This is a genomic window from Isoptericola nanjingensis (genome assembly GCF_050311635.1).
Classification (GTDB): Bacteria; Actinomycetota; Actinomycetes; order Actinomycetales; family Cellulomonadaceae; genus Isoptericola; species Isoptericola nanjingensis.
In genome coordinates this window covers 266904-291547 of record NZ_JBNOZL010000006.1, presented here as the reverse complement: position 1 = coordinate 291547, position 24644 = coordinate 266904, and the positions used below count along the sequence as shown (strand labels likewise).

The 24644-nt window shown below is 73.9% G+C and carries 19 protein-coding genes; 6 read left to right on the top strand and 13 right to left on the bottom strand.

From position 1 onward, the window contains the following. Window positions 1–9: 9 nt before the first annotated feature. The gene (locus ACQP6G_RS13890) at window positions 10–510 is read right to left on the bottom strand and encodes a tRNA (cytidine(34)-2'-O)-methyltransferase (RefSeq protein ID WP_429765023.1); all 501 of its coding nucleotides are present in this window, start codon (window positions 508–510) and stop codon (window positions 10–12) included. Window positions 511–624: 114 nt separating this feature from the next. On the opposite strand from ACQP6G_RS13890, the gene ACQP6G_RS13885 reads away from it, so the two are divergent. Together ACQP6G_RS13885 and ACQP6G_RS13880 are read left to right on the top strand one after the other, a co-directional pair. Then, window positions 625–1737 carry an alcohol dehydrogenase family protein gene (locus ACQP6G_RS13885; protein ID WP_429765021.1) on the top strand — a complete coding sequence of 371 codons (1113 nt, stop codon included), beginning with the start codon at window positions 625–627 and terminating at the stop codon, window positions 1735–1737. Continuing rightward, complete coding sequence (locus tag ACQP6G_RS13880) at window positions 1724–2782, top strand: proline racemase family protein (protein ID WP_429765019.1); 1059 nt, start codon at window positions 1724–1726, stop codon at window positions 2780–2782. Before ACQP6G_RS13885 ends, ACQP6G_RS13880 begins: the two co-directional genes overlap by 14 nt. Window positions 2783–2826: 44 nt before the next feature. Here ACQP6G_RS13880 and ACQP6G_RS13875 read toward each other — a convergent pair whose 3' ends face one another. The 3 genes from ACQP6G_RS13875 to ACQP6G_RS13865 are packed head-to-tail and all read right to left on the bottom strand — an operon-like array spanning window position 2827 to window position 7343. Next, complete coding sequence (locus tag ACQP6G_RS13875; RefSeq protein WP_429765017.1) at window positions 2827–3660, bottom strand: alpha/beta fold hydrolase; 834 nt, start codon at window positions 3658–3660, stop codon at window positions 2827–2829. After that, window positions 3660–4487, bottom strand: a complete 828-nt coding sequence (locus ACQP6G_RS13870) for an alpha/beta hydrolase (RefSeq protein ID WP_429765015.1) — start codon at window positions 4485–4487, stop codon at window positions 3660–3662. The genes ACQP6G_RS13875 and ACQP6G_RS13870 overlap by 1 nt, the downstream gene beginning before the upstream one ends. A 60-nt stretch (window positions 4488–4547) precedes the next feature. Continuing rightward, entirely contained in the window at window positions 4548–7343 is a 2796-nt protein-coding gene (locus tag ACQP6G_RS13865) for a helix-turn-helix transcriptional regulator (protein WP_429765013.1), read from the bottom strand. Window positions 7344–7614: 271 nt separating this feature from the next. On the opposite strand from ACQP6G_RS13865, the gene trpS reads away from it, so the two are divergent. Beyond that, window positions 7615–8721: a tryptophan--tRNA ligase gene (gene trpS, locus ACQP6G_RS13860; protein WP_429765011.1), complete on the top strand. Its 1107-nt coding sequence runs from the start codon at window positions 7615–7617 to the stop codon at window positions 8719–8721. 132 nt (window positions 8722–8853) lie between these two features. Here the strand turns inward: trpS and ACQP6G_RS13855 are convergent, their stop codons facing one another. Further along, complete coding sequence (locus ACQP6G_RS13855) at window positions 8854–10794, bottom strand: phosphoenolpyruvate carboxykinase (GTP) (RefSeq protein ID WP_429765009.1); 1941 nt, start codon at window positions 10792–10794, stop codon at window positions 8854–8856. A gap of 129 nt (window positions 10795–10923) precedes the next feature. Here ACQP6G_RS13855 and ACQP6G_RS13850 point away from each other — a divergent pair, with 129 nt between their 5' ends. Then, window positions 10924–12402 carry a helix-turn-helix domain-containing protein gene (locus tag ACQP6G_RS13850; protein WP_429765008.1) on the top strand — a complete coding sequence of 493 codons (1479 nt, stop codon included), beginning with the start codon at window positions 10924–10926 and terminating at the stop codon, window positions 12400–12402. Window positions 12403–12446: 44 nt separating this feature from the next. Here the strand turns inward: ACQP6G_RS13850 and ACQP6G_RS13845 are convergent, their stop codons facing one another. The 3 genes from ACQP6G_RS13845 to ACQP6G_RS13835 form a co-directional block, all read right to left on the bottom strand. Further along, entirely contained in the window at window positions 12447–13748 is a 1302-nt protein-coding gene (locus ACQP6G_RS13845; protein WP_429765007.1) for a hemolysin family protein, read from the bottom strand. Window positions 13749–13904: 156 nt separating this feature from the next. Beyond that, entirely contained in the window at window positions 13905–14696 is a 792-nt protein-coding gene (locus tag ACQP6G_RS13840; protein WP_429765006.1) for an ABC transporter ATP-binding protein, read from the bottom strand. Window positions 14697–14824: 128 nt separating this feature from the next. Then, on the bottom strand, window positions 14825–16660 hold the full coding sequence (locus tag ACQP6G_RS13835) for an FAD-dependent oxidoreductase (protein WP_429765005.1): 1836 nt from the start codon (window positions 16658–16660) through the stop codon (window positions 14825–14827). Window positions 16661–16776: 116 nt separating this feature from the next. Here ACQP6G_RS13835 and ACQP6G_RS13830 point away from each other — a divergent pair, with 116 nt between their 5' ends. Next, the gene (locus ACQP6G_RS13830) at window positions 16777–17157 is read left to right on the top strand and encodes a YybH family protein (protein ID WP_429765004.1); all 381 of its coding nucleotides are present in this window, start codon (window positions 16777–16779) and stop codon (window positions 17155–17157) included. A gap of 28 nt (window positions 17158–17185) precedes the next feature. Here ACQP6G_RS13830 and ACQP6G_RS13825 read toward each other — a convergent pair whose 3' ends face one another. The 5 genes from ACQP6G_RS13825 to ACQP6G_RS13805 all read right to left on the bottom strand — a co-directional run bounded on the left by ACQP6G_RS13825 (window position 17186) and on the right by ACQP6G_RS13805 (window position 23565). Then, a complete protein-coding gene (locus tag ACQP6G_RS13825; protein ID WP_429765003.1) occupies window positions 17186–18493 on the bottom strand; it encodes an alpha/beta fold hydrolase in 1308 nt (435 codons plus the stop codon). 55 nt (window positions 18494–18548) lie between these two features. Then, on the bottom strand, window positions 18549–19055 hold the full coding sequence (locus ACQP6G_RS13820; RefSeq protein ID WP_429765001.1) for a pyridoxamine 5'-phosphate oxidase family protein: 507 nt from the start codon (window positions 19053–19055) through the stop codon (window positions 18549–18551). 303 nt (window positions 19056–19358) lie between these two features. Further along, complete coding sequence (gene glpK / locus ACQP6G_RS13815) at window positions 19359–20873, bottom strand: glycerol kinase GlpK (protein ID WP_429765000.1); 1515 nt, start codon at window positions 20871–20873, stop codon at window positions 19359–19361. Window positions 20874–20947: 74 nt separating this feature from the next. Next, entirely contained in the window at window positions 20948–21709 is a 762-nt protein-coding gene (locus ACQP6G_RS13810) for an MIP/aquaporin family protein (protein WP_429764999.1), read from the bottom strand. Window positions 21710–21819: 110 nt separating this feature from the next. Beyond that, window positions 21820–23565, bottom strand: coding sequence for a glycerol-3-phosphate dehydrogenase/oxidase (locus tag ACQP6G_RS13805; RefSeq protein WP_429764997.1), 1746 nt, complete (start codon window positions 23563–23565; stop codon window positions 21820–21822). 98 nt (window positions 23566–23663) lie between these two features. On the opposite strand from ACQP6G_RS13805, the gene ACQP6G_RS13800 reads away from it, so the two are divergent. Then, window positions 23664–24617 (top strand): sugar-binding transcriptional regulator, encoded by a 954-nt coding sequence (locus ACQP6G_RS13800; RefSeq protein ID WP_429764995.1) that lies wholly within the window; start codon window positions 23664–23666, stop codon window positions 24615–24617. The last annotated feature ends 27 nt before the right edge of the window (window positions 24618–24644 follow it).

The following is a 24644-nucleotide window of genomic DNA, read 5'->3' as shown; positions in this document are numbered from 1 at the left end:
GCGTCGCGCTCAGACGGCGCCCGGGAAGCCCGCCTGCCGCCACGCCTCGTAGACGACGATGGACGCGGCGTTGGTGAGGTTGAGCGAGCGCCGACCGGGCAGCATGGGGATCTTCACGCGGTCGGTGACGCGCGGATGGTCCATCGCCTCGTCGGGCAGGCCGGTCGGCTCGGGGCCGAAGAGCAGGACGTCGCCGCGGCGGTACTCGACGTCGGTGTAGGTGGTGTCGGCGTGCGCGGTGAACGCGAAGACGCGCGCGTCGGGCAGGGCGTCGAGCGCGGCGTCGAACGTCGGGTGCACGTCCATGACGGCCAGGTCGTGGTAGTCCAGCCCGGCGCGCTTGAGCTTCGCCTCGGACAGGTCGAAGCCCAGCGGCTCCACGAGGTGCAGCCGCGCCCCGGTGACGGCGGCGAGGCGGATGGCGGAGCCCGTGTTCCCCGGGATGCGCGGCTCGTAGTACACGACGTGGGCGAACGGGGACGCGGGCACGGGCGGGAGCTGGTCGGGCACGGCCCGATTCTCCCACCGGTCGCCCGGGTGGTCGGGCGGGTGGCCGGGAGAGCGGCCGGGCGACGTGCCGCCGTCCCGATGACGCGACGGGCCTCCCGCCCCTACGCTCACTTGATGGCGGAGATCCCGGCGGTGATGAAGGCGGTCCAGCTCGTCGGCCACGGTGGCCTCGACCGGCTGGTGTACCGCGAGGACGTGCCCACGCCCGCGCCCGCCGCGGGCGAGGTCCTGGTCGACGTGCACGCCTGCGGCATGAACAACACGGACGTCTGGGTCCGGGAGGGCGCGTACGGCACGGAGACGGACCCGGGCTCCGTCTCGACGTGGAGACGCGGCAGGTCCACGCTCACCTTCCCCCGGATCCAGGGCGCGGACACGGTCGGCGTGATCGCCGCCGTCGGCGACGGCGTGCCCGCCGGCCGGGTCGGCGAGCGCGTCGTCGTGGACTTCAGCATCTACCACCGGCCCGAGGGCGACGACAGCCTGGCGGACATCGACTACATCGGGCACGGCCGCGACGGCGGGTACGCCGAGTACATGACCGCCCCCGCCGAGAACGCCTACGAGATCACGGCCGACATCGCCGACGCCGAGCTCGCGACGTTCTGCTGCGCCTACCTCACCGCGGAGCAGATGCTCGACCGGGCGCGGCTGGCCGCGGGGGAGCGGGTGCTCGTGACGGGGGCGTCCGGCGGCGTGGGGTCGGCGATCGTGCAGCTCGCCCGCGTGCGCGGCGCCGTCCCGTACGCCGTGACGAGCGCCGGCAAGGAGGCCGCGCTGCGGCAGATCGGGGCGCAGGACGTCGTGCTGCGCGACGCCGCCGACCTCGTCGCCGAGGTGGGGCGTGTGGTGGACGGCCCGGTCGATGTCGTCGCCGACCTGGTGGCCGGGCCGATGTTCAACGACCTGCTGCGCATCCTGCGGCCCGAGGGGAGGTACACGACGGCGGGCGCGATCGGCGGCCCGGTCGTGCAGCTCGACCTGCGCACCATGTACCTCAAGCAGCTCGAGCTGCACGGGTCGTCGCAGGGCACGCGCACCGCCTTCCGGCGGCTGGTGCGCTACATCTCCGACGGCGAGATCCGTCCGCTCCTGGACCGCACGTTCCGGCTCTCCGACCTGCACGACGCGCAGCGCGCGTTCCTGGCGAAGTCCTACGTCGGCAAGCTCGTCGTCGTGCCGGACCGGCACTGGGACGGCGTGGGGGCACCGTATGCGCAGCCGTGAGCGCACCATCGAGCTGATCGACGCGCAGTCGGGCGGAGACGTCAGCCGGGTCGTCATGTCCGGCGTCGAGCCGCTGCCCGGGCGGACCGTGCTGGAGAAGGCGCGCTACCTGGAGCGGCAGGGCGACGGGCTGCGCCGCCTGCTGCTGTCGGAGCCGTACGGCGACCCGGCCATGTCGGTCGACCTGATCGTCGAGCCCAGCGACCCGCGGGCGCAGGCCGGCTACGTGATCATGGAGGCGATGGGGTACCCGCTCTACTCGGGCTCCAACACGATCTGCACGGCCACGGCGCTGCTGCAGAGCGGGGCCATCCCGCTGCGCGACGGCGACGGGCTCCAGGACATCGTCCTGGAGTCCCCCGCGGGCCTGGCCCGGGTCAGCGCGCGGGTGATCGACGGGCGGGTCGTGTCCATCACCACCGAGGGCGAGCCGGCGTACGTGGCCGACGAGGCACTGAGCGTCGAGGTGCCGAACCACGGCGACGTGCTGTTCGACCTCGTGTGGAGCGGGGCGTACTACGCGCTCATCGACGCGTCCCGCTACGGGTTCGACATCGGCCCGACGGAGCAGGTCGCGCTGACCGCGTTCGGGGACGCCTTCGTCCGCGCGGCCCGGCCCGGCCTGCGCCAGGAGCACCCCGACCTGGGCGACGTCGGGCCGTTGCCGTTCGCGCACTTCATGGGCCCGCTGCGCCAGGTCGGCGACGGCCGCTGGGAGTCGCCGTCGGCCACCTACGTGCACCCGGGCGTGCTCTGCCGTAGCCCCACGGGCACCGGCACGTCGGCGCGGCTCGCGCTCATGGCCCAGCGCGGGGAGATCCGCGAGGGCGAGTCGCTGGAGACGGTCTCGCCGCGCGGCAGCCGGTTCGTGGGCACCGTGCTGGAGCGCACCCGGGTGGGCGACTACCCGGCGCTGCGCTCCGCCGTCACCGGCGCGGCCCGCGTGATGGCGCGGTCGCAGATCACGGTGGACCTCGACGACCCGCTGGTCGACGCCTCCGACCTCGAGCCGCTGCTCACGCCGCCCGCCGACCGGTCCCGCTGACGAGCGACCCTCCGGCCACGAAGGGCCGGAGGGTCACCGTCGTGTCACGCCTGGACGAACGCCACGAGGTCCTTCGTGAACTCGTCCTCGTACGCCCCGACGATGCCGTGCGGTGCGCCCGGGTAGACCTTGAGCGTCGCGTCGGCGAGGATCTCCGCCGACCGGATCCCGGCGGCCTTGATCGGCACGATCTGGTCGTCGTCGCCGTGCGCCACGAAGACCGGGACGTCGATCGCGCGCAGGTCGTCGGTGTAGTCGACCTCCGAGAACTGCGCGATGCAGTCGTACGCCGGCTTCAGGCCGGCCTGCATCGAGAGCCGCCAGAACTGCTCGATCGCGCCCTGGGAGACGTTCGCCCCCTCGCGGTTCGCGCCGAAGAACGGCACGGCGAGCTCGCGGTAGTACTGCGAGCGGTCCGTCCGCACGCCCTCGCGGATGCCGTCGAACACCTCGATCGGGGTGCCGTCCGGGTTCTCCGGCGTCTGCACCATCAGCGGGGGAACGGCCCCGACGAGGACCGCCTTGCGCACGCGCGCCGAGCCGTGGCGCGCCAGGTAGTGGGCCACCTCGCCGCCGCCGGTCGAGTGGCCCACGAGCACGACGTCCGTGAGGTCGAGCTGGTCCAGCAGCGCGGCGAGGTCGTCCGCGTAGTGGTCCATGTCGTTGCCGTCGCCCGTCTGCGTGGAGCGACCGTGACCGCGTCGGTCGTGCGCGACGGCGCGGAAGCCGGCGTCGGTGACCGCCATCATCTGGCGGTCCCAGGCGTCCGCGTTCAGCGGCCACCCGTGCGAGAACACGACCGGGGTACCGGTGCCCCAGTCCTTGTAGAAGATCTCGACGGGACCGGTCGAGCTGTCGGAAGTGGTGATGAAAGGCATCACAGCCCCTTTTCCTTGAGCCACGCGAGCGCGGCGTCCGCGACCTCGGCCCAGCCGTGGTCGATGGTGAGCGAGTGTCCCCGGTCGGGGAACTCGACGAGGTCGGTGACGGCGCCGGAGTGCTTCCGGTGGATCTTCGCGGAGGTGCGCGTCAGGGACGCGGGCGCCGTGTGATCCATGCCGCCGCCGATGAACAGGAGCGGACCGCGGTCCGCGTCGCGGGTGTCGACCCGCGCGGGCGAGCCCGGCAGCAGGTTCGCCGCCGCGTCCTCGAACAGGGGCCTGCCGGGGGAGGGGATCGTCCACTGGTCGTAGAGCGCGGCGGCCTCGTCGTCCGAGAGCTCGTTGGCGAAGCCGTACCGGAACTCCTCCGGGGTCAGCGCGACGGTGCCCCGGAAGCTCGCAGGGCTCGTCAGCGCGACGGCGGCCACCCGCAGCGAGCTCGGCGGAAGGAGGATGTTCCCGCGCATGGGTGCCGGGTCGATCGCGACCGCCGCGGCCGCGTGGCCCTCGGTGAGCAGGCGCTGCGCGACGAGGCCGCCGAACGAGTGCCCGACGACGACGGGCCGCGGGTCGAGACCGTCGACGTACAGGCCGTCGAGGACGTCGGCGTAGTGCGCCACGACGTCGTCGATGCCCACGCCGCCCGCCAGCTCGGGGTTCTCCCTCGCCTCCGCCACGGTGGCGGAGGCGCCGGGCCAGCCCGGGTTGTGCGGGTCGTAGCCGGCCTCCGCGAAGCGGTCCATCCACGGTGTCCACGAGTCGGCGTGGAGCCACAGGCCGTGGACGAAGACCACGGCACGGCGGGACGCGCTGAACTCGGTCATGGTGTGTCTCCCAGGGTCGGAGACATCACCCTCACCCGTGCGGGTGGCCGGCCGCTTCTGTCAGATGACTGGTCGCGGTTCGGAGGCCCCGGCGTCGACCAGGTCGCGCAGCTGGCCGCGCGACGTCACGCCGAGCAGCGGGAACACCCGGTAGAGATGGAACCCGACCGTCCGGGGGGACAGGAAGAGGCGCTCCGCGATCTCCCGGTTGGTGCGTCCCTCGGCCGCCAGCCGCACGATGCGGCGCTGCTGGGGAGTGAGCTGCGCGAGGGCGTCGGGCGTGCGCTCCGCCACCGCGACGCCGGCGGCGCGGAGCTCGGCGCTCGCCCGGTCCGCGAACGAGGCGGCGCCGATCCGCAGGAAGGTCTCGCGCGCGGCGCTGAGCTCGGTCCGTGCCTCGCTCACACGCTGCAGGCGCCGCAGCCGCTCGCCGAGGTCGAGCCGGACGAGGGCACGCTCGAACGGCCAGGTGGCGCCGGCAGGGTCGGCCAGCGCGGTGCGGTACTCGCCCACCGCGTCGTCGGGGGACGCCAGCAGGGCGCGGGCGTGGTGCAGCAGGGCCGCCACCCGCGGCCCGGGGGCGTCGCCGACGTGTGCCGTGACGGCGGAGAGCACCTGGGCCGCGTCCTCGAGCCGCTCGGGCCGGTCCGCGCGAGCGGCGGCGGAGGCGAGCAGCGCGATCCCGTGCACCGAGGCGTGCCGGTGGGTGGGGCGCCCGTCGGGGGCGAAGGTCCGGCGGAGGGCGTCGTAGGCGGCCTCGGGCTCGCCGGCGACCAGGGAGGCGAGACCGAGCGCCTGTCGCGCGCGCACCTCCACCGACCGGGTCGCCCCGGGCCCCACGTCGGCGAGCGCGTGCTGCGCGAGCTCTCGGGCCTCGTCCGTCCTGCCTCGGCCGGCGGCGAGCAGGGCGGCCGTCTCGACCGCGGCCGCCCGCACGACCGGCATCCCCGTGGCCTCCGCGACGCGCACCGCGTCCTCGACGTGCCCCTGGGCGTCGTCCCACCTGCCGAGCTCGTGCAGCGCAGCGGCGAGGGTCGCCGTGACGAGGGCGTTGGCCCCCTGCGTGGGGCCGTGGGAGAACAGCTCCAGCAGCTCGCCGAGCAACCGCGCGGCCAGCCCGGTCTCGTCGAGCATCCACGCCGCCCCGCCGAGCACGTTGAGCTCGCTGATGCCGAGGTGCGTGGCCGCCCGGACCGCGCCGTCCAGCGTGGCGCGCGACGCCGGGGCGAACGGCGCGGCCGCGGCCCGCACCCACGCGGTCACCGGCACGGTCTCGTCCGGGTGCAGCGCCTCGAGGCAGCGCGCGACGTCGTCGATCAGCTCGTCGTCGCCGGAGTAGTAGGCCGTCACGGCGGCGGGGGCCAGCGCGGCGAGGGCCAGCTGGGGGTCGGACGCCCCCGCCCGGCGCGCGACGGTCGTCAGCCGTTCGACGGCGGCGCGGTGGCGGGGCGTCGAGGCAGCCGCCCATCCCCCGTAGAGGTCGGCCTCCCAGCGCGTGTGCTCGTCGTCGGTGGCCTCGAGGGCGCGGTCCGCCAGGCGCTCCACCCAGGCCGTGCGCCCGGTGTACATGGCGGCCGGTGCCGCGAGCACGAAGCGGCGCGCCGCCTCGTCCGAGGTTGCCGAGAGCTCGCCCGCCCGCTCGAGCGCGCGGGCGCTCGCGGCCCAGCCCCCTCGCTCGCGGGCCCGGTCGGCCGTGGCCTCGAGGTCGGTCGCCACGGCGGTGTCGGGGCCGACGGCGGCGGCCGCGCGGTGCCAGGCGCGCCGGTCGAGGTCGTCGACGGCCTCCGCCAGGGCCAGGTGTGCGCCACGTCGTTCCGCGAAGGGCGCGGCGTGGTAGACGGCGGCGCGTGCCAGCGGGTGACGGAACCGGAAGCGGGGCCCGTCCAGGTGGACGAGGCCCGCGGTCTCGGCCGGTGCCCACGCGACCAGCCGGTCGTCGTCGGGCACGTCACCGGCGGCGGCGAGGACGGGCGCGAGGTCGTCGCCGTCGGCCGCCGCGGCGAGGAGCAGCAGCCAGCGCGTCGGCGCGGGCAGCGCGGGGAGCCGGGAGGCGAACGCCCGCTCGATCCGCCCGCTCACCGGCCAGGGGCCGTCGGACGACGCGGGCGAGGGCACCGCGGCGTCGGCGCGGGACAGCTCGACGAGCGCCAGGGGGTTCCCGGCCGCGTGCTGGATGAGGTCGTGCCGCACGGCAGCGGCGGGAGGGACGGGCTGCAGGTCGAGGACCCGGGCGGCGTCACGGGGGTCGAGGCTCGACAGGGTGATCGTCGGGAGGGGCTCGGGTGCCTCCGGCCGCGTGGACAGGAGGAGGGACGTCCCGGCGGACGCGTCGGCCAGCCGGCGGGCGCAGAACAGCAGGACGTCGCGGGAGGCGTCGTCCGCCCAGTGCAGGTCGTCGACGACGGCGAGAGTGCCGCTGTCGCTGGAGCCGTCGCTCGTGGAGGGCCCGACGTCGCACAGGAGCGTGAGCGCCCCTGCTGCCAGGTGCAGCCGGTCCGGGACGGCCGTGGCCTCGTGCAGGCCGAGGGCTGCCCCGAGCGCGCGGGCCTGCGGCGCCGGCAGGCGGTCGAGGCGGTCGAGACGCGGCAGCAGGAGCTGGTGCAGCGCGGCGAACGGCAGCTCGCGCTCGCCGCGCGCGCACCGCGCCGTGAGGACGTGCCGTCCCGACCGGCGGGCGAGCTCGCGACCGTGCTCCAGCAGGGTCGTCTTGCCCAGTCCCGGTTCTCCGACGAAGAGCAGCACGCCGCCCGAACCCGGGGCGGCGAGGCGTTCGACGCGGGCGAGCTCGGCGTCCCGGCCCAGGATCGGGGCCTGGCCCTGGGTGGTCCCGGTCGGGCGTCGTGCTGCGTTCTCCACGGGAGAATCTGACCACGGCGTGCACGGACGCGGCGCACGGACGTCCCCGGTTCACCTCGCCGCGGGTCTGGCCCGGCCGTGGCGCGGATTCCGGTACCCCGGCCGCGGGCATAGGCTGACGTCATGACGACGCGCGCGAACTGGTGGTGGCTGCCTCCGCAGCCCTGACCCGACGCGCCCACGTCCCCGTCCCGAGCTGCCCGTCGCAGCCGGGGCGTTCTCGTGTCCGGACCGGTCCGACGGGCGGCGATCCTCCTGAGGAGCCGAACCGATGACCGCACCGACCGTCCTGACCACCCTCACCCCCGCGACGACGAGCGCCGCCGTCGCGCAGGCCCGCTCCGCCGAGATCGAGGCGGAGATCGCGCGCGACCCGGGCCGCTTCCGCGTCCTCACCGGCGACCGGCCGACCGGCACGCTGCACCTCGGCCATCTGCTCGCCACGCTCGACAACCGGGTGCGTCTGCAGGACGCCGGGGTCGAGGTGGTGCTCGTCGTCGCCGACTACCAGGTCATCACCGACCGCGACGACGCCGGGGACCTGCCCGCCGTCGTGCGCGAGGTGGTGCTCGACTACCTCGCCGCAGGCATCGACCCGGCGCGCTCCACGGTGTTCACCCACTCGGCGGTGCCTGCCCTGAACCAGCTGCTGCTGCCGTTCCTGTCGCTGGTGAGCGTGACTGAGCTGGAGCGCAACCCCACCGTGAAGGCGGAGGCCGCGGACGCCGAGAAGCGGCAGGGGCGGGGCATGTCCGGGTTGCTCTTCACCTACCCGGTGCACCAGGCGGCGGACATCCTGTTCTGCCACGGCAACCTCGTGCCCGTGGGGCTCGACCAGCTGCCGCACCTGGAGACGACGCGGACGGTCGCGCGCCGCTTCAACCAGCGGTACGCAGGCGCCCGCCCGTACTTCCCGGAGCCGGAGGCCCTGCTCACGCGGTCGCTCACGGTGCTGGGGAACGACGGCGCCAAGATGAGCAAGTCGCGCGGCAACGCGCTGGAGCTGCGCGCCACGGAGGACGAGACGGTGCGCTTCTTCCGTCGCGCCCGCACCGACTCCGAGCGGCACATCGCCTACGCCCCGGAGGACCGGCCGGAGGTGGCGAACCTGCTGCGCATCGGCGCGCACTTCGCGGGCACGACGCCGGACGCGCTGGCCGCGTCGGTCGGCGACGCCGGGGCGGGGCGGCTGAAGGCGGTCGTGACGGAGGCGGTCGTGGAGGGGCTGCGTCCGCTGCGCGAGCGGCGGGCCGCCCTGGCCGCCGACGGACCCGCCGTCGTGCGCGACGTCCTCGCCCGGGGGAACGCCCGGGCGAACGAGGTCGCCGACCGCACGCTCGCCGACGTCCGGGAGCTCATGGGCACGGTGTACGCCTGACGCCCGGCGCGGCTCGGCGCGGCAGTCTCGGCTCGCCGCGGCAGGACGGACTGCCGCCGTGAACCCGGACTGCCGCGCCGGGCGAGGGGTACGGGCCCGCCGGTGCCTCTCCGGCGGGCCCGGGTCTGTGGGTCAGCCGCGCGCGCCGAGCCGCTCGCGCAGCAGGGAGAGCTGCGCCCAGAGCTGGTCGGGCACGCGGTCGCCGAAGGTCTCGAAGAACTCGCCGGTCAGCGCCGTCTCGGCGAGCCACGCCTCGGCCGGGACGTCGAAGAGGGCGGCGAGGTCGTCGTCGGTCAGGTCGAGGCCGTCGGTGCGCAGCGCGCCCTCCGCAGGCAGCAGGCCGACGGGGGAGTGCACGGCGCCGGCGTCGGTGCGCAGGCCGCGCGCCCGGTCGAGCTGGGTGACGATCCACTCCACGACACGCGAGTTCTCGCCGAACCCGGGCCACAGGAAGCTGCCGTCCTCGCCCTTGCGGAACCAGTTCACCTGGAACACCTTGGGCCGCTTGTCGGCGTCGAGGCCCTTGCCCACCGCCAGCCAGTGCGACCAGTGGTCGGCCATGTTGTAGCCGCAGAACGGCATCATCGCGAACGGGTCACGACGGAGCTCGCCGACCGTGCCCTCGGCCGCGGCCGTCCGCTCGGAGCTGATCGTGGCGCCCATGAAGACGCCGTGGTCCCAGCTCGTCGCCTGGGTCACGAGCGGCACGTTGGTGGCGCGGCGGCCGCCGAAGACGATCGCGTCGACCGGCACGCCGGCCGGGTCCTCCCAGACGTCCGCGATGGACGGGCACTGCGCCGCCGACACCGTGAACCGGGAGTTCGGGTGCGCGGCCGGGGTGTCGGAGCCGGGCGCCCAGTCGTTGCCCTGCCAGTCGATCAGGTGCGCCGGCGGCTCGGGCGTGAGGCCCTCCCACCACACGTCTCCGTCGTCGGTCAGGGCCACGTTCGTGAAGATCGCGTCGTGCGTGAAGGTCTCGACGGCGGTGGGGTTGGTCTCGACGCCCGTGCCCGGCGCGACACCGAAGAAGCCCGCCTCGGGGTTGATGGCGCGAAGGCGGCCGTCGGGGCCGGGGCGCATCCAGACGATGTCGTCGCCGAGCGTCTCGACCGTCCAGCCCGGGATGGTCGGGCGCAGCATGGCGAGGTTCGTCTTGCCGCACGCGCTCGGGAACGCGGCGGCGAGGTGGTACTGCCGCTGCTCCGGCGAGGTGACACGGACGAGCAGCATGTGCTCGGCGAGCCAGCCCTCGTCGCGGGCCATCGCCGACGCGATGCGCAGCGCGAAGCACTTCTTGCCCAGCAGGGCGTTGCCGCCGTAGCCGGAGCCGTACGACCAGATCTCACGGGTCTCGGGGTAGTGGACGATGTACTTCGTGTCGTTGCAGGGCCACGGCACGTCGGCCTCGCCGTCCGCCAGCGGGGCGCCCACCGTGTGCACGGCCGGCACCCACTGCTGCCCGCCGTCGACGAGGTCCATGACCTGCGGCGAGACCCGCGTCATGACGTGCATCGACACGACGACGTACGGGGAGTCAGTGATCTCGATGCCGACCTGCGAGATCGGGCCGCCGACGGGTCCCATCGAGAACGGCACCACGTACATGGTGCGGCCGCGCATCGAGCCGGCGAAGACGCCGTCTGGCCCGGTCAGCACCTGGCGCATCTCGGCGGGCGCGCGCCAGTTGTTCGTCGGGCCTGCGTCCTCCTCGCGCTCCGAGCAGATGAAGGTGCGCGACTCGACGCGGGCGACGTCGGACGGGTCCGACCGGGCGAGGTAGGAGTTCGGCCGCTTCGCCTCGTCCAGCTTGATCAGCGTGCCGGCATCGACCATCTGGGCGAGCAGGCGCTGCTTCTCCGCGGGCGAGCCGTCGCACCACACGACCTCGTCGGGCTGCGTGAGCTCGGCGATCTCCCGTACCCAGGCGCGGGGGTCCCGCGGCGACGGGGCGGTGGCGCGCGACGATGCGGCGCCGGCGTGCTCCGCGGGCGCCAGGGCGCTGGGGGCCAGGACGTCCGGGGCGAGCTCGGCGATCGCGAGTCGCGTGCGGCGCGGGTTCGCGGTGAAGGTCATCGGGTGCTCCGTCCGTCGAGGCCCCGGCGTGCGCCGCCGGGTGGGCTGTCTCCAGCGTCCCTCCCCGCCGCACCGACTTTCCAGCGGATCGGCCGTGAAGAAATGCCGATCTTCACGTAACGTCAAACCATGGCTGCCAAGGACGTCCCCGGGGCGGATGCGCCGGACCTCATCACCCTCGGCCGGCGCATCCGGCACGCGCGCACGTCGCGCGGCCTCACGCTCGAGGCGCTGGGGGAGCGGGTGGGATCGGCGCCGAGCCTGCTGTCCCTGATCGAGAACGGGCGGCGCGAGCCGCGCCTGTCGCTGCTGCGCTCGATCGCCGACGCCGTGGGCGTGGCCGTGCCCGACCTGCTCGCCGACGAGCCGCCGTCGCGCCGGGCGGAGCTGGAGATCGCCCTGGAGCGCGCGCAGCGCGGACCGCTCTTCGGGGCGCTCGGCCTGCCGTCGGTCAAGCCCAGCCAGAAGCTCCCGATGCCCGTGCTGGAGCAGCTCGTCGGCCTGCACACGGAGCTGTCGCGGCGCGAGGAGGAGGCGATCGCCACCCCCGAGGAGGCGCGCCGCGCGAACACCGAGCTGCGCCACGAGCGCCAGGTGCGCGACAACTACCTGCCCCAGATCGAGGCGCTCGGCGAGGAGCTGACCCACCGCGCGGGGTACGCGGGTGCGGGCGCCCTCACGCACCGCACGGTGGCGCGCATGGCCGAGCAGCTGGGACTGACGATCCTGCACGTGGACGACCTGCCGCGGTCGGCGCGGTCGGTCACGGACCTGAAGAACGGCCGGATCTACCTGCCGCCGGCGTCCATCCCCGGCGGGCACGGGCTGCGCTCGCTCGCGCTGCAGGCCATCGCGCACCGTGTGCTGGACCACGAGCGGCCGCGCAGCTACGCCGAGTTCCTACAGCAACGGGTGGAGATCACCTACTTCGCGGCGAGCTGCCTCATCCCGCAGTCGGTCGCGGTGGAGTTCCTGCAGCGGCGCAAGCGGGAGAAGGACCTGGCGGTCGAGGACTTCCGTGACGCGTTCGGCGTCACGCACGAGGCCGCGGCGATGCGCCTGACCAACCTCGCCACCGTGCACCTCGGCATCCCGCTGCACTTCCTGCGCGTGGGCGACGACGGCGCGCTGTTCCGCGGCTACGCCAACGACGGGCTGCCCCTGCCGCAGGACGTGACCGGCGCCATCGAGGGGCAGCTCGTGTGCCGCTGGTGGGCGGGGCGCGAGGCGTTCACGCGCCGCGACCGCGCCACCGAGTCGTACCAGTACACCGACACCCCGGCGGGCACCTTCTGGGACTCGGTCCAGACCGGCACCGGCGCGGACGGGCGGCAGTTCTCCATCACCGTGGGCGTGCCGTACGCGCACGCCAAGTGGTTCCGCGGGCGCGACACCCAGGTGCGGCACGCCTCCACGTGCCCCGACCCGTCGTGCTGCCAGCGCCCGCCCGCCGAGCTCGCCGAGCGGTGGGACGGCGTCGCCTGGCCCAGCGCCCGCATGCACCAGCAGGTGCTCGCGGCGCTGCCGCGCGGCGCGTTCCCCGGCGTCGACGACACCGACGTCTTCGCCTTCCTGCAACGGCACGCCCCCGCCGCCGACCCCTCTTGACGGCGCCCACCACGTTCGGTCGGCACGTCGGGACAGCATGCAGGTCAGTCGAGGCGGACCTCGCGGATGCGGCGGTCCTCGACCGCAGTCACGCGCAGGACGTGCTCGCCGTCCGCATCGGGGTGGTCCGTGGCGGGGCCGGCGTCGTCGACCACGACGGCGTCGCCGGTCTCGGCCAAGCGCCCCAGCCGTGCCAGGACGTAGCCCGCGACGGTCTCGTACGGACCGTCGGGCAGCTCGACGCCGGTGAGCCGGGCGAAGTCCTCGATCGTGAGGCCGGCGTCGTACGTGCCCGCCACGCGCACCGCGGCGAGCGGGTCGTGCTCGTCGCGGATGTCGCCGACGAGCTCCTCGACGAGGTCCTCCAGCGTGACGATGCCGTCCGTCCCGCCGTACTCGTCGACGACGAGCGCGAGGTGGGTGCGGGTGCGCTGCATCTCGGCGAGGGTCGGCAGCAGCCGTCCGGTCGCCGGGAGGTCGAGCACCGGCCGGGCGACGTCGCGCACGGTGCGTCGGCCGGCCGACGGCGCCCCCGCGCCGCGGGCGAGGTCGCGCACGTGCACGAAGCCGAGCACGTCGTCGACGTCGTCGCCGATGACGGGGTACCGCGAGTAGGGCAGGTCGCGCGTGCGCTCCTCGGCCGCGGCGAGCGGCAGGTCCGCCCGCAGGAAGACGACGTCGCCCCGGGGGCGCATGACCTCCCCGAGGCTGCGCTCCGAGGCGGCGAACACGTCCGAGAGGATGCGCCGCTCGTCCTCGTGCAGGCCGGGGTGGGCGGCGACGAGGTCGCGCAGCTCCTGCTCGGTGATCTCCTCCGAGCGCAGGCTGGGGTCGCCGCCCAGCAGGCGCACGACGGCGTCCGTCGAGCGCGACAGCAGCCAGATGGCGGGCCGCATCAGCACGGCGAAGCGGTCCAGCGGCGGCCCGACGGCCAGGGCGACCTGCGCGGTGCGCTGCAGCGCGATCCGCTTGGGCACGAGCTCGCCGAGCACGAGCGACAGGTAGGCGATGACGAGGGTCAGGCCGACGAGCGCGACCGTCGCGGCGGCGCCCTCCGGGAGACCGAGGGACTCGAGCGCGGGGGCGACGTCGGGCGCCAGGGTGGACGCGCCGTAGGCCGCGGAGAAGAAGCCCGCCACGGTGACGCCGATCTGCACGGCCGCGAGGAAGCGGTTCGGGTCGCGGGCGATCCCGGCCACCCGGCGGCCGCGAGGGCCGCTGCGCTCGAGCTGGTCGATCTGCGTGCCCCGCAGCGAGACCAGGGCGAACTCCGTCCCGGCGAACACGCCGCCCAGGAGCACGAAGAGCAGGACGAGCGCGATGTTCCACCAGGTGTCCGCGTCCACCGGGGTCCTCTCGGTCGGTCGGCGGCCGAGGCGCCGACGGTCGCCCCGGTGTCGTCACCCGGTGAACGCGTCGCGGTGCGGCCCGGTTCCGGCGGGAAAGCTCCGGCGGGAACGTCCCGTCGGGAACCGGGGGGGGGGGCGCCGCGGGAGATCAGGTCAGCGGAAGCGCTGCGCCGCCAGGGGCGCCGCCTCGGCGAGGCCGCGGACGGCGGGGTGCGCGTCGTCGTCGGAGCCGGCGGCCAGGACGTCGCCCATCGGGCCCGAGGCGACGAACGTGCCGTCCGCGAGCACATGCACGGTGGGGCAGAGCCGTCCGACCAGCTCGACGTCGTGCGAGACCAGCAGCACGGCGGTGCCCTCGGCGCGGGTGGCGTCGGTGAGGCGGCGCACGATCTCGCCGCGCATCGCCGGGTCGACTGCGGTGAGCGGCTCGTCGAGCAGCAGCGCCTCGGGGCGGGTGGCCAGGGCGAGGGCGAGCGCGAGGCGCTGCTTCTCCCCGCCGGAGAGGGAGTAGATCGCGCGCTTCGCGAAGTGCGGCTCCAGCGCGACGTCGTCCAGCAGGTCCGCCACGGTGCGGCCGCTCGCGCGGCCGGCCTTGCGGGCGTCCGACAGCGCGCCGGAGACGGCGCGCTCCACGGTCCAGCGGAGGTCGACGTCGAGCCCGTTCTGCGCGACCGTGCGCACCGCCGCGCGGAACTTCTTCTTGTCGCGCCGGCCGAGCTTGGCGACGGTGCGCCCCTGGAACGTCACGTGTCCCTCGCGGATGCGCAGCTGACCCAGCAGCACCTGCACCAGGGTCGACTTCCCGGCGCCCGACTCGCCCAGCACGCCCACGGGCTCCGCGCCGGGCAGCAGCTCCAGGTCGATCCCCTCGAGGATCGCGGGGCCGCCGTAGCCGACCACGAGGCCGGACGCGCGCAGGATCGGGGCGGGGGAGGTCGAGCTCATGCTGGTGTCACCTTCGTGTGTGCGTGCGCCGGACGACGGGGCCGGCCCGACAGTCCGACGAACGACGGTACCCCGCGGTTCCCGCCGCCCTCGACGGCCGAGGGCGGCGGGGACGGCGCACGGTCAGGTCACACGCCGGCCAGCACCGCCGCGGCGGCGGGCTCGTCGGGCGTCGCGGCGGGGCTGCGGCCGAGCATGGCGGACAGGGCGTCCGCGAGCCACGCCCGCGCCTCGGCCGCCGTGGCGGGAGCGCTCGCCCGACGGGCGGCGACGTGCAGGTCCGGGCGGACGAGCAGCACCCCGGAGTCCTCGATCTCCCGCAGGCCCGCCCACGTCCCGTAGGGGTCCTCGACGTCGCGGCCGGGCCCGATCGCGACGGTCGTGAGGTCGAGCCCGAGCTCCTCGCCGAGCTCCCGGGCGGCGTCGACCCACGCCTCGCCGCCGATCCCGGTGACGACGGCGAACCGCCCCTGCCCGACGAGGTCGAGGGTCGAGGCCTTGGCGCCGTCGACGGTCACCCAGGTGTGCGGGATCCGGGCGCCCGGCCACGTGGTGGGCTGGGCGTACAGCTCGGGGTCGAGCGCGTACTCCGGCTCCGGGGTGCCGTCCGGCAGGACCGCGCCCGAGGCGTACCGGTGGTTGTGCTCCACCCCGTGCGCGTCGAACTCGTACTGCTTGAAGGCGATCGCCTCGCGCAGCGCGGCCCGCACGCGCTCGCCGTCCTCGCCGGGCGCCTTGCGGAGCTCCAGCTGGGCCTCGAGCCGCGCGGGGTCGCTCGTGTCCTCGAGCTCCAGCGCGGCCAGGATGCGGCCCGTGTCGGCGATGCTCTGGTTGGCGCGCTCGACGATCTGCCGCGCGATCGGGGCCCGCTCGGCGTCGTAGGAGTCCAGCAGCGCCGGGTCCGCCTGTCCGGCGACGACGTGGGCGAGCTTCCAGGCGAGGTTGTAGGAGTCCTGGATCGACGTGTTCGAGCCCAGGCCGTTCGTCGGAGGGTGCCGGTGGACGGCGTCGCCCACGCAGAAGACGCGGCCCCTCGCCAGGGTCGTGGCGTAGTGGTGGTTCACGGTCCACGGGGACGCGGACTTCACGCGCATCTCGAAGTCGTCGGTGCCCACGAGGTTCACGGCGAGCTCGCGCACGAACTCGTCGGTGAGCTCCGGCGGCCCGGCCGCGACCTCGTAGCCCCACATGACCATCCACTCGGTCCAGGGCTTGATCATGCGCAGCACGCCGAGCCCCACGCCCTCGCGCTCCGCGCCCGGCTGCAGCATCCAGTAGAGGACCGACGGCCGGTGGGCCACGAAGCGGGAGAGGTCCGCCTCGAACACGATGCTCAGGGACCCGCCCACGGCCCCGGGGCCCTCGTAGGGCAGGTCCAGGTGCTCCGCCACCCTGCTCCGGGCGCCGTCCGCGCCGACGAGGTAGCGCGAGCGCACCCGGTACGTCGCCCCGGTGAGCCGGTCGCGGACGGTGGTGGTGACGCCGTCGGCGTCCTGCACGTGGTCGACGTACTCGGTGTCGAAGCGCACGGTCGCCCCGCGCTCCTGGGCCGCCTGCACGAGGATCGGCTCGGTGATGGTCTGCGGGGCATCGACCATCGGGCACGGGCTCTGCAGCTCGTACCGGGCGCGGCGCGCCGTGTCGGTGCCCCAGGAGGGGATGCGCCCGAGCTCCTCGCCCGCCAGGCTCGTGCAGAACGTCGTGTTGCCCATCGAGTCCCACGGCGTCGCCTCGCGCAGCAGCGCGTCCTCGAGCCCCATGTCGCGCAGCGCCTCCATCGTGCGCTGGTTGGTGATGTGCGCGCGGGGGCTGTCGGCGAGGCGGCCGTACTTGGTCACCACCATGACGCGCGTGCCGTACGTGGCGAGGAAGAGGGCGGCCGAGGCGCCCGCGGGCCCGGTGCCGACGACGAGGACGTCGGTCTCGAGCACGGGGAGGTCGGGGGCGGGGGAGTCGTGGGTCATCGCGATCAGCTCCTGGTCGTGAGGGTTTCGACGCCCGCACGGTAGCGAGAACCGGCCCTCACCTGCAGCGACGTCCCGAACAGGTGTGGCGTGCCGTCCGCCGTCATACTGCACGGATGGTGGACCGGGAGTCGGTACGGAGCTGGGTCGCGGGGTACGAGCAGGCATGGCGCGAGAGCGACGCCGACGCCGTCGCGCGCCTGTTCACGCCGGACGCGCGGTACGCGCGCTCGCCCTACGACCCCGAGGAGCTCGTGGGCCACGACGCGATCCGCGGGTTCTGGACCGTCGACCAGGACTCGGCGTTCACGATGGCGGCCGAGCCGCTCGCCGTCGAGGGCGACGTCGCCGTCGTCCGGGTCGAGGTGGGCTACACCGCGCCCCGGGAGCAGGAGTACCGCGACCTGTGGGTGCTGCGCTTCGCCGACGACGGCCGCGTCGCGGACTTCGAGGAGTGGGCGTACTGGCCCGGAAAGGCCTGGACGGCGGCGACCTGAGAGGCGCGCCGCCGCCCGGCCGGCGCGGTCACGGGCGCGCGCCCCCGCGGGCGTCCATGCGGGCGAGGAGCCGGGGGAAGACGTCGCCCAGGCGCAGGCCGTCGTGCTCGAACTCGTTGGTCACCCAGGCGCGAGCGTTCCCGACCTGGGCCGCCGTCTCCAGGGAGAGCCCGGCGTCCACGAACATGTCGTCGTGGTAGACGGCGGCCTCGAGCGGCGCCCCGTTGCGGGCGAGGACGCCGAGGTCGTACAGGTCGGTCCAGTCGGTGCGCGCCGCCAGCACCTCGGCGGCCGGGCGGAACGGGCGCAGCGCCGAGACCTGCTCGAACATCCAGGGGTAGATCATCTCGCCCGTGAACAGCAACGGCCGGGCGTCGGCCCCGAACGACGCGTCGTCGTCGCGCACCCGCTGCGCCGCCCATGCCGTGGCGCCGGTGCCGGACTGCGCGTAGATCGACTCGTGCAGGACGGCGTACATCGGGTTGGTGGCGAAGCCGGTGGCGGCCTCGACCTCGGCGAGGAACGTGTCGGTCAGCTCGTCGGGCGCGCCCTCGTCGAAGGCCTCGTCGACGATCCAGTGCACGCGCTCGAAGCCCGGCCCCATGCCGAACGCCATGCCGAGGGTCTGGAACCGCTCGACGGTGAGCGGGTCCCCGCCGGGCAGGCGCACGTCGCCGACGGCGAGCCGGTCGGCGATGCGCGCCACGCGGTCGACGTCGTCGGGGTACCGCTCGCGGTAGAGCGCGTTCTTGGCGACCACGCGCGGCTGGGTGCGCCGGTAGACGTCCTCGGCGCTCGCGGTGAGCCCGGCGAGGCCGCCGGTGACGTACGACGCGGCCACGCCGTCCGGTGCCTGGGACAGGTACGTGAGCGTGAGGAACCCGCCGTACGACTGCCCCAGCGTCGACCAGCGTCGGCCGCCGTAGACGGACTTCCGCACGTGCTCGGCGTCGGCGACGATCGAGTCGGCGCGGTGGTGCGTCAGGTGCTCGGCCTGGGCGTCGGCAGAGCCGAGCGCGGTGAGCGCGGCGGCCCGCACCGCCGTCGAGCGACCGGTGCCGCGCTGGTCGGGCAGCACCACGCGGAACCGCTTCAGGGCCTCGCCCACCCAGCCGTCGGGACCGGTGGGGCGAGGGCCCTTGCCGCCCGGGCCGCCCTGCAGGAAGACGAGCAGCGGCAGGTCGTCGGTGCGCCTCGTGGGGTCCACGAGCTCGCGGACGAAGAGGGAGATCGTGCGCCCGTCGTCGGGGTGCGACCAGTCCAGCGGCACCGTGAGGGTGCGGTCGGTGACATGGACGCCGGGGATCGTGGAGGTGCGGGTGGTGGTGACGGTCACCGGGTCAGCCTACGAGCGCCACCTGGGGGCGTCACCGCCGCCGTCACCGAGGCCTTCAGAGCTGGACGGTCTCGTTCTGGCCACCCTCATGCGGCTTGCCGGTGATCTTCCTGGCCACGAGGCGGAAGAGCGTCACCACGCGGCCTCCGGGCGAGTCCCAGTACTCGGCGCTCGTCGCGCGCAGCCGGACCAGGGCCACGTTCGGGTCGTCGGGACCGTCGGGGAACCATGCGTCGGCGACGGCGTTCCACAGATCGCGGAGCTTGTCGCGGTCGCGCACCAGCGTGACCTGTCCGGCCACCGACACCCAGGACGACGAGCCCGAGAAGGCGGCGTTCGCCGCGGGCTCCTGCCGGGCGTCGGCGGCGAGCGAGGAGTCGGCGCCCGCGAAGAACCACAGGTCCCCGTCGAAGTCGACCGCCTGGACGCCCATGGGCCGGCTGACCAGGGTGCCGTCGGATGTCACGGTCGTGACCATGGCGACCGTCTCGTCCTTGATCAGCTCGCGAACCTTCTCGATCTCCCCCGAGCTAGGGCGGTCCTGGGCGGGCGTGTCACTCATGGCGTCTCCTCTCGCGGCCCGCTTGGTCGGTGGGCACCCCGCGACGCTAGGCGCATCGCCGGATGCTCGCGCGTCGCCCGCCGGATCGGGATCCGCCGCTGACCATGCCCGCCTTGGGCGCGCCGGCAGTCCACGCGCGGGTCACAGCACCAGAGAACCCACCACGCGCCGTAGTCCGAACGCAGAGCGGCGGGGAGGAACGTCGTGCGGGCGGTCGTAGACGTCCCGAAGTGGAGGGCGCCCTGGCGCCCGTGAACGCGACCGCCCGCACGACGTTCCTCCCCGCCGCGGGCTCAAGTGCGACTACTGCACGTCAGCATCAACCCAGTCGAACGTCTTCGTGACCGCCTTCTTCCACGAGCGGTAGAGCCGCTCGCGCTCGTCCTCGGCCATGGCCGGCGACCAGCGCTTGTCCTCCGCCCAGTTCGCGGTGACGTCCTCCTCGCCCTTCCAGAACCCGACGGCGATGCCGGCGGCGTAGGCGGCGCCGAGCGCCGTCGTCTCGGCGACCTTGGGCCGCACGACGTCGACGCCGAGCTGGTCGGCCTGGAACTGCATGAGCAGCTCGTTCTGGACCATGCCGCCGTCGACCTTGAGCTCGGTGAGGTCGACGCCGGAGTCCTTCCTCATGGCGTCGACGACCTCGCGGGTCTGGAACGCCACGGCCTCGAGCGCCGCGCGGGCGATGTGGTTGCGGTTGACGTACCGCGTGAGCCCGACGAGCGCGCCGCGGGCGTCGGGGCGCCAGTACGGGGCGAACAGGCCGGAGAACGCGGGCACGAAGTACGCGCCGCCGTTGTCCTCGACCTTGCGGGCCAGCCACTCGACGTCGGGGGCGTCCTCGAACATGCCGAGGTTGTCCCGCAGCCACTGGATGAGGGAGCCGGTGACGGCGATGGATCCCTCGAGGGCGTACACCTGGGGGGCGTCGCCGATCTTGTAGCAGACGGTGGTGAGCAGGCCGTTCTTGCTCGGCACCTTCTCCGTGCCCGTGTTGAGGAGCATGAAGTTGCCGGTGCCGTAGGTGTTCTTCGCGGTACCGGTCTCGAAGCACGCCTGGCCGAACGTGGCCGCCTGCTGGTCGCCGAGGATGCCGGCGATCGGCACGCCGGGCACGAGGCCGCGGGGGCGGCCCTGCCCGTACACCTCGGAGGAGGAGCGGATCTCGGGCAGCATCGACAGCGGGATGCCCATGTCGGCGGCGATGTCCTCGCGCCAGCTCAGGGTGTCGAGGTCCATGAGCATGGTGCGCGACGCGTTGGTGACGTCGGTGACGTGCACGCCGCCGTCCGGCCCGCCGGTCATGTTCCACAGCACCCAGGTGTCGGTGTTGCCGAACAGGAGGTCGCCCTTCTCGGCGGCCTCGCGCGCGCCCTCGACGTTGTCGAGGATCCACTTCACCTTGGGGCCGGAGAAGTAGGTCGCCAGCGGCAGGCCGACGATCGACTTGTACTTGTCGGCGCCCTCGGAGCCGCCGAGCTCGTCGACGATCGCCTGCGTGCGGGTGTCCTGCCACACGATCGCGTTGTACACCGGCTTGCCGGTGTTCTTGTCCCACACGACGGCGGTCTCGCGCTGGTTGGTGATGCCGATGGCGGCGAGGTCGGTGTGCGCCAGGTTGCCGCGCGTGAGCGCCAGCCCGACGACCTCGCGCACGTTGCTCCAGATCTGCTCGGCGTTGTGCTCGACCCAACCCGCCTTGGGGAAGATCTGGTCGTGCTCGAGCTGGCCGGTGGAGACGATCCGGCCGGAGTGGTCGAAGACGATGGCACGCGAGCTCGTCGTGCCCTGGTCGATGGCGAGGACGTAGTCAGCCATGGGGGTTGCCCTTCACGTCGGTGTGGGTGGTGCGGGGTGCCGGCCGGGCCGTGGGGCCCGGCCGGCGGGGTGGATCAGGAGTAGACGGAACCGAGGAGGCCGGCGAGCACGCCGCCCACGAGCGGGCCGGCGACGGGCACCCAGGAGTACGCCCAGTCGCTGGACCCCTTGCCCTTGATGGGCAGGAGCGCGTGCGCGATGCGGGGCCCGAGGTCTCGGGCGGGGTTGATGGCGTACCCGGTCGGGCCACCGAGGCTGGCGCCGATGCCGACCACGATGAGCGCGACGGCGAGCGGCCCGAGCCCGGACGGCGTCTTGCCCGAGATGACGACGAAGAACACGAGCACGAAGGTCGCGATGACCTCGGTGATGAAGTTCCAGCCGTAGGAGCGCAGCTCCGGCCCGGTCGAGAACACCGCGAGCTTGGTGGCGCCGGGCGCCTCCTGGTCGAAGTGCTTCTTGTACACGATGTAGGCCAGCACCGCGCCGATGATGGCGCCGATCATCTCCGCCGCGAAGTAGATGAACATGTTGCTCACGGTGGGTTCGATGGTGGCGGTGACCCGCCCCTCGGGCCCGGTGAGCGTCGCGAACGGCAACTGCGCCGAGTAGAGCCCGATCGTCACGGCCGGGTTGAGGTGCGCGCCCGACTTGTAGGCGGTGAACACACCCGCGAAGACCGCGAGGCCCCACCCGAAGTTGATCAGCAGCCAGCCGCCGTCAAAGCCCTTGGTCCTGGGCAGGATGACGTTGGCGACCACTCCGGCACCGAGCAGGATCAGCGTCGCGGTCCCGAGGATCTCGGACCAGAACGCCTGCATGATCAATGAGTCCATCGTCGGATCTCTTTCTCTTGTGGGACCTCGTTGTCCTCTCCGGGGTCGGAGAGAGCCCGCGACGGGCGGTGCCCTGCGGGATGCTGGCCGGACGTCCGGGCAGCGTGGGATCAGCCCCGCAGGGGCTGCATGGCGGCGACGTCGGTGGCGCGGAGGCGTACGGCCTCCGCGGTGGCGTCGTCGGGCTCGTGCTCCGCCGCGTCCTCGGCCTGGGCGCGGGCGGTGTAGGCGTCGATCTCGGCCTGCTTGGTCGCGTCGTCCCAGCCGAGCAGGGGTGCCGCGATGTCGGCGATCTCGGGCAGCGCTGCCAGGCCGCGGTCCAGGACCTCGTAGACGAGGCGGGTGCGGTGCAGCAGCAGGTCCTCGAGGTGCAGCGCGCCCTCGTGGCTGACGCCGAAGTGGATCTCGGCGCGCAGGTACGCGGGGGCGTGCTCGAGCGGACGGGCCATCGACGGGTCCTGCTCGCACAGGTCGACGAGCTGGCGCAGCGACGAGCCGTAGCGGTGCAGCAGGTGGTCGACCATCTGCGGCTTCCACCCGTACTTCGCCGCCCAGGTGCGGGCGAGGCGACGCGTGGCCTGCAGGCCGACGGCGCCCAGCAGCGGGATCTGGTGCGTGATCGACGGCAGCGCGGCGGCGCGCTGGCCGATGGCGAAGTCCACGGCGTCCTTCGCCATCACGCGGTAGGTCGTGAGCTTGCCGCCGGCGATGACGGTGAGTCCGGGCACCGGGCTGGCGACGGTGTGCTCGCGCGACACCTTGGCGGAGCTGGTGCCCTCCTTGGTGCCGGGCTGCAGCAGCGGGCGCAGGCCGGCGTACGTGCCGATGATGTCGTCGCGGGACAGGGGGTGGGCCAGCACCGCGTTCGCGTGGTCGAGGATGTAGTCGATGTCCTGCGCGGTGGCGACCGGGTGGGTCGGGTCCTGGTTCCACGGGGTGTCCGTCGTGCCGACCACCCAGTAGCGCGACCACGGGATGACGAACAGCACCGACTTCTCGGTCTGCAGGATCAGGCCGACGGTGCCCTTGATCCGCTCGCGCGGGACGACGATGTGCACGCCCTTGGAGGCCAGCACCCGCAGGCCGCCGGTGTCGCCGGCGAGCGCCTCGGTGTCCTCCGTCCACACGCCGGTGGCGTTGATGACGTGCCGGGCGCGGACCGTGATCTCCTCGCCGCTCTCGAGGTCCGTGAGGACGGCGCCGTTCACCGCGCCGGTGGCGCCCTTGGTGAGCGCCACGACCTGGGTGCGGGACGCCGCGTGCGCACCGTAGCTGACGGCGGTGCGCACGAGCGTGGACACGAGCCGGGCGTCGTCGACCGACGCGTCCCAGTACTGCACGGCGCCGATGGCGGCGTCGTGCGCGAGGTCGGGGAACTTCGTGGACATCCGCCGGCGCGACAGGTGCCGGTGCAGCGGCATGGCCCGACGCCCCGGGGCGAGGGACGCGAGCGTGTCGTAGAGCGCGATGCCGGCGCCCACGTACGCGCGCTCCCACAGCCGGTGCTCCAGCGGGTACAGGAAGGGCACGGGCTTGACGAGGTGCGGGGCGATGTCCTTGAGCAGGAGGTCGCGCTCGGTGAGCGCCTCCTTGACGAGGTGGAAGTCGAGCATCTGCAGGTAGCGCAGCCCGCCGTGCACGAGCTTGCTGCTGCGGCTGGACGTGCCCGACGCCCAGTCCTGCGCCTCGACGATCGCGGTCGACAGGCCGCGGGTGGCGGCGTCGAGCGCGATGCCGGCGCCGGTGACCCCGCCGCCGACGACGAGCACGTCGAGCTCGCCGCTGGGGGTCTGCGAGCCCTTGAGTGCGGCGAGGGCCTGGGTGCGTGACTCGGCTGTGAGCCGGGTGGAGGCCATCGTGGTTCCTTCCGATCGGGACGACGCTCCCAGAGCAGCACCGCCAGCACGTCCGCGCAACCTGGGTGCACAAACGTGCAAAAGGGCATCATGGAGGTATGGCGAGCTACCGGGAACGCGACGTGGTCATGGCCGCGACGATGTACTACCTCCAGGACATGAAGATGGAGACGATCGCGCGGCACCTGCGCACGTCCCGCTCCACCGTCTCCCGGCTGATCAAGCGCGCGCGGGACACGGGCGTCGTCGAGATCACGCTGCGACCCGGCCCGTCGCGCGCGCCCGGACTCGGCCAGGAGATCGCCGAGCGGCACGGCATCGACGCGTACGTGGTGCCCGTCTCGGACTCCGCCACCGACGACGACCGCCTGCAGCAGGTGTCCATCACCACCGCGCGGCTCCTGGCGCGCTGGTTCGACTCCGACATGGTGCTCGGTGTGGCGTGGGGCACCACCCTCGCCGCGATCACGGAGCACCTGCCCCACAAGCCGACCCGCGGGTCCGCCGTCGTGCAGCTCAACGGCGCCGCCAACACCCGCACCTCGGGGATGAGCTACGCGGGCGACCTGATCTCGGGGTTCGGCACGGCCTTCGACGCGTCCGTCCACTACTTCCCCGTGCCGGCGTTCTTCGACTTCGCCGACACCAAGGCCGCGATGTGGCGGGAGCGGTCGGTGCGCCGCGTGCTCGACGTCCAGGGCCGCGCCGACATCGCGCTGTTCTCCGTGGGGGCCCTCACCGGGGGCGTGCCCTCGCACGTGTACTCCGCCGGGTACCTGGATCCCGACGACGTGGCCGTGCTGGACGCCGAGGGGGTCGTGGGCGACGTCTGCACCGTCTTCGTGCGCGCCGACGGCACCTACCGCGACATCTCCCTCAACGCCCGCGCCACCGGGCCCGCGCCCGCCGAGCTGCGACGCATCCCGCGGCGGCTGTGCGCCGTCGCGGGCGACAACAAGGTGGCGCCCTTGCGGGCGGCGCTCGCGGCCGGCGTCGTGACCGACCTCGTGATCGACGAGGTCACGGCCGCCGCTCTCGTGGAGGAACCGTGAACGTCCGTGCACCGGGACGCGCGCGCC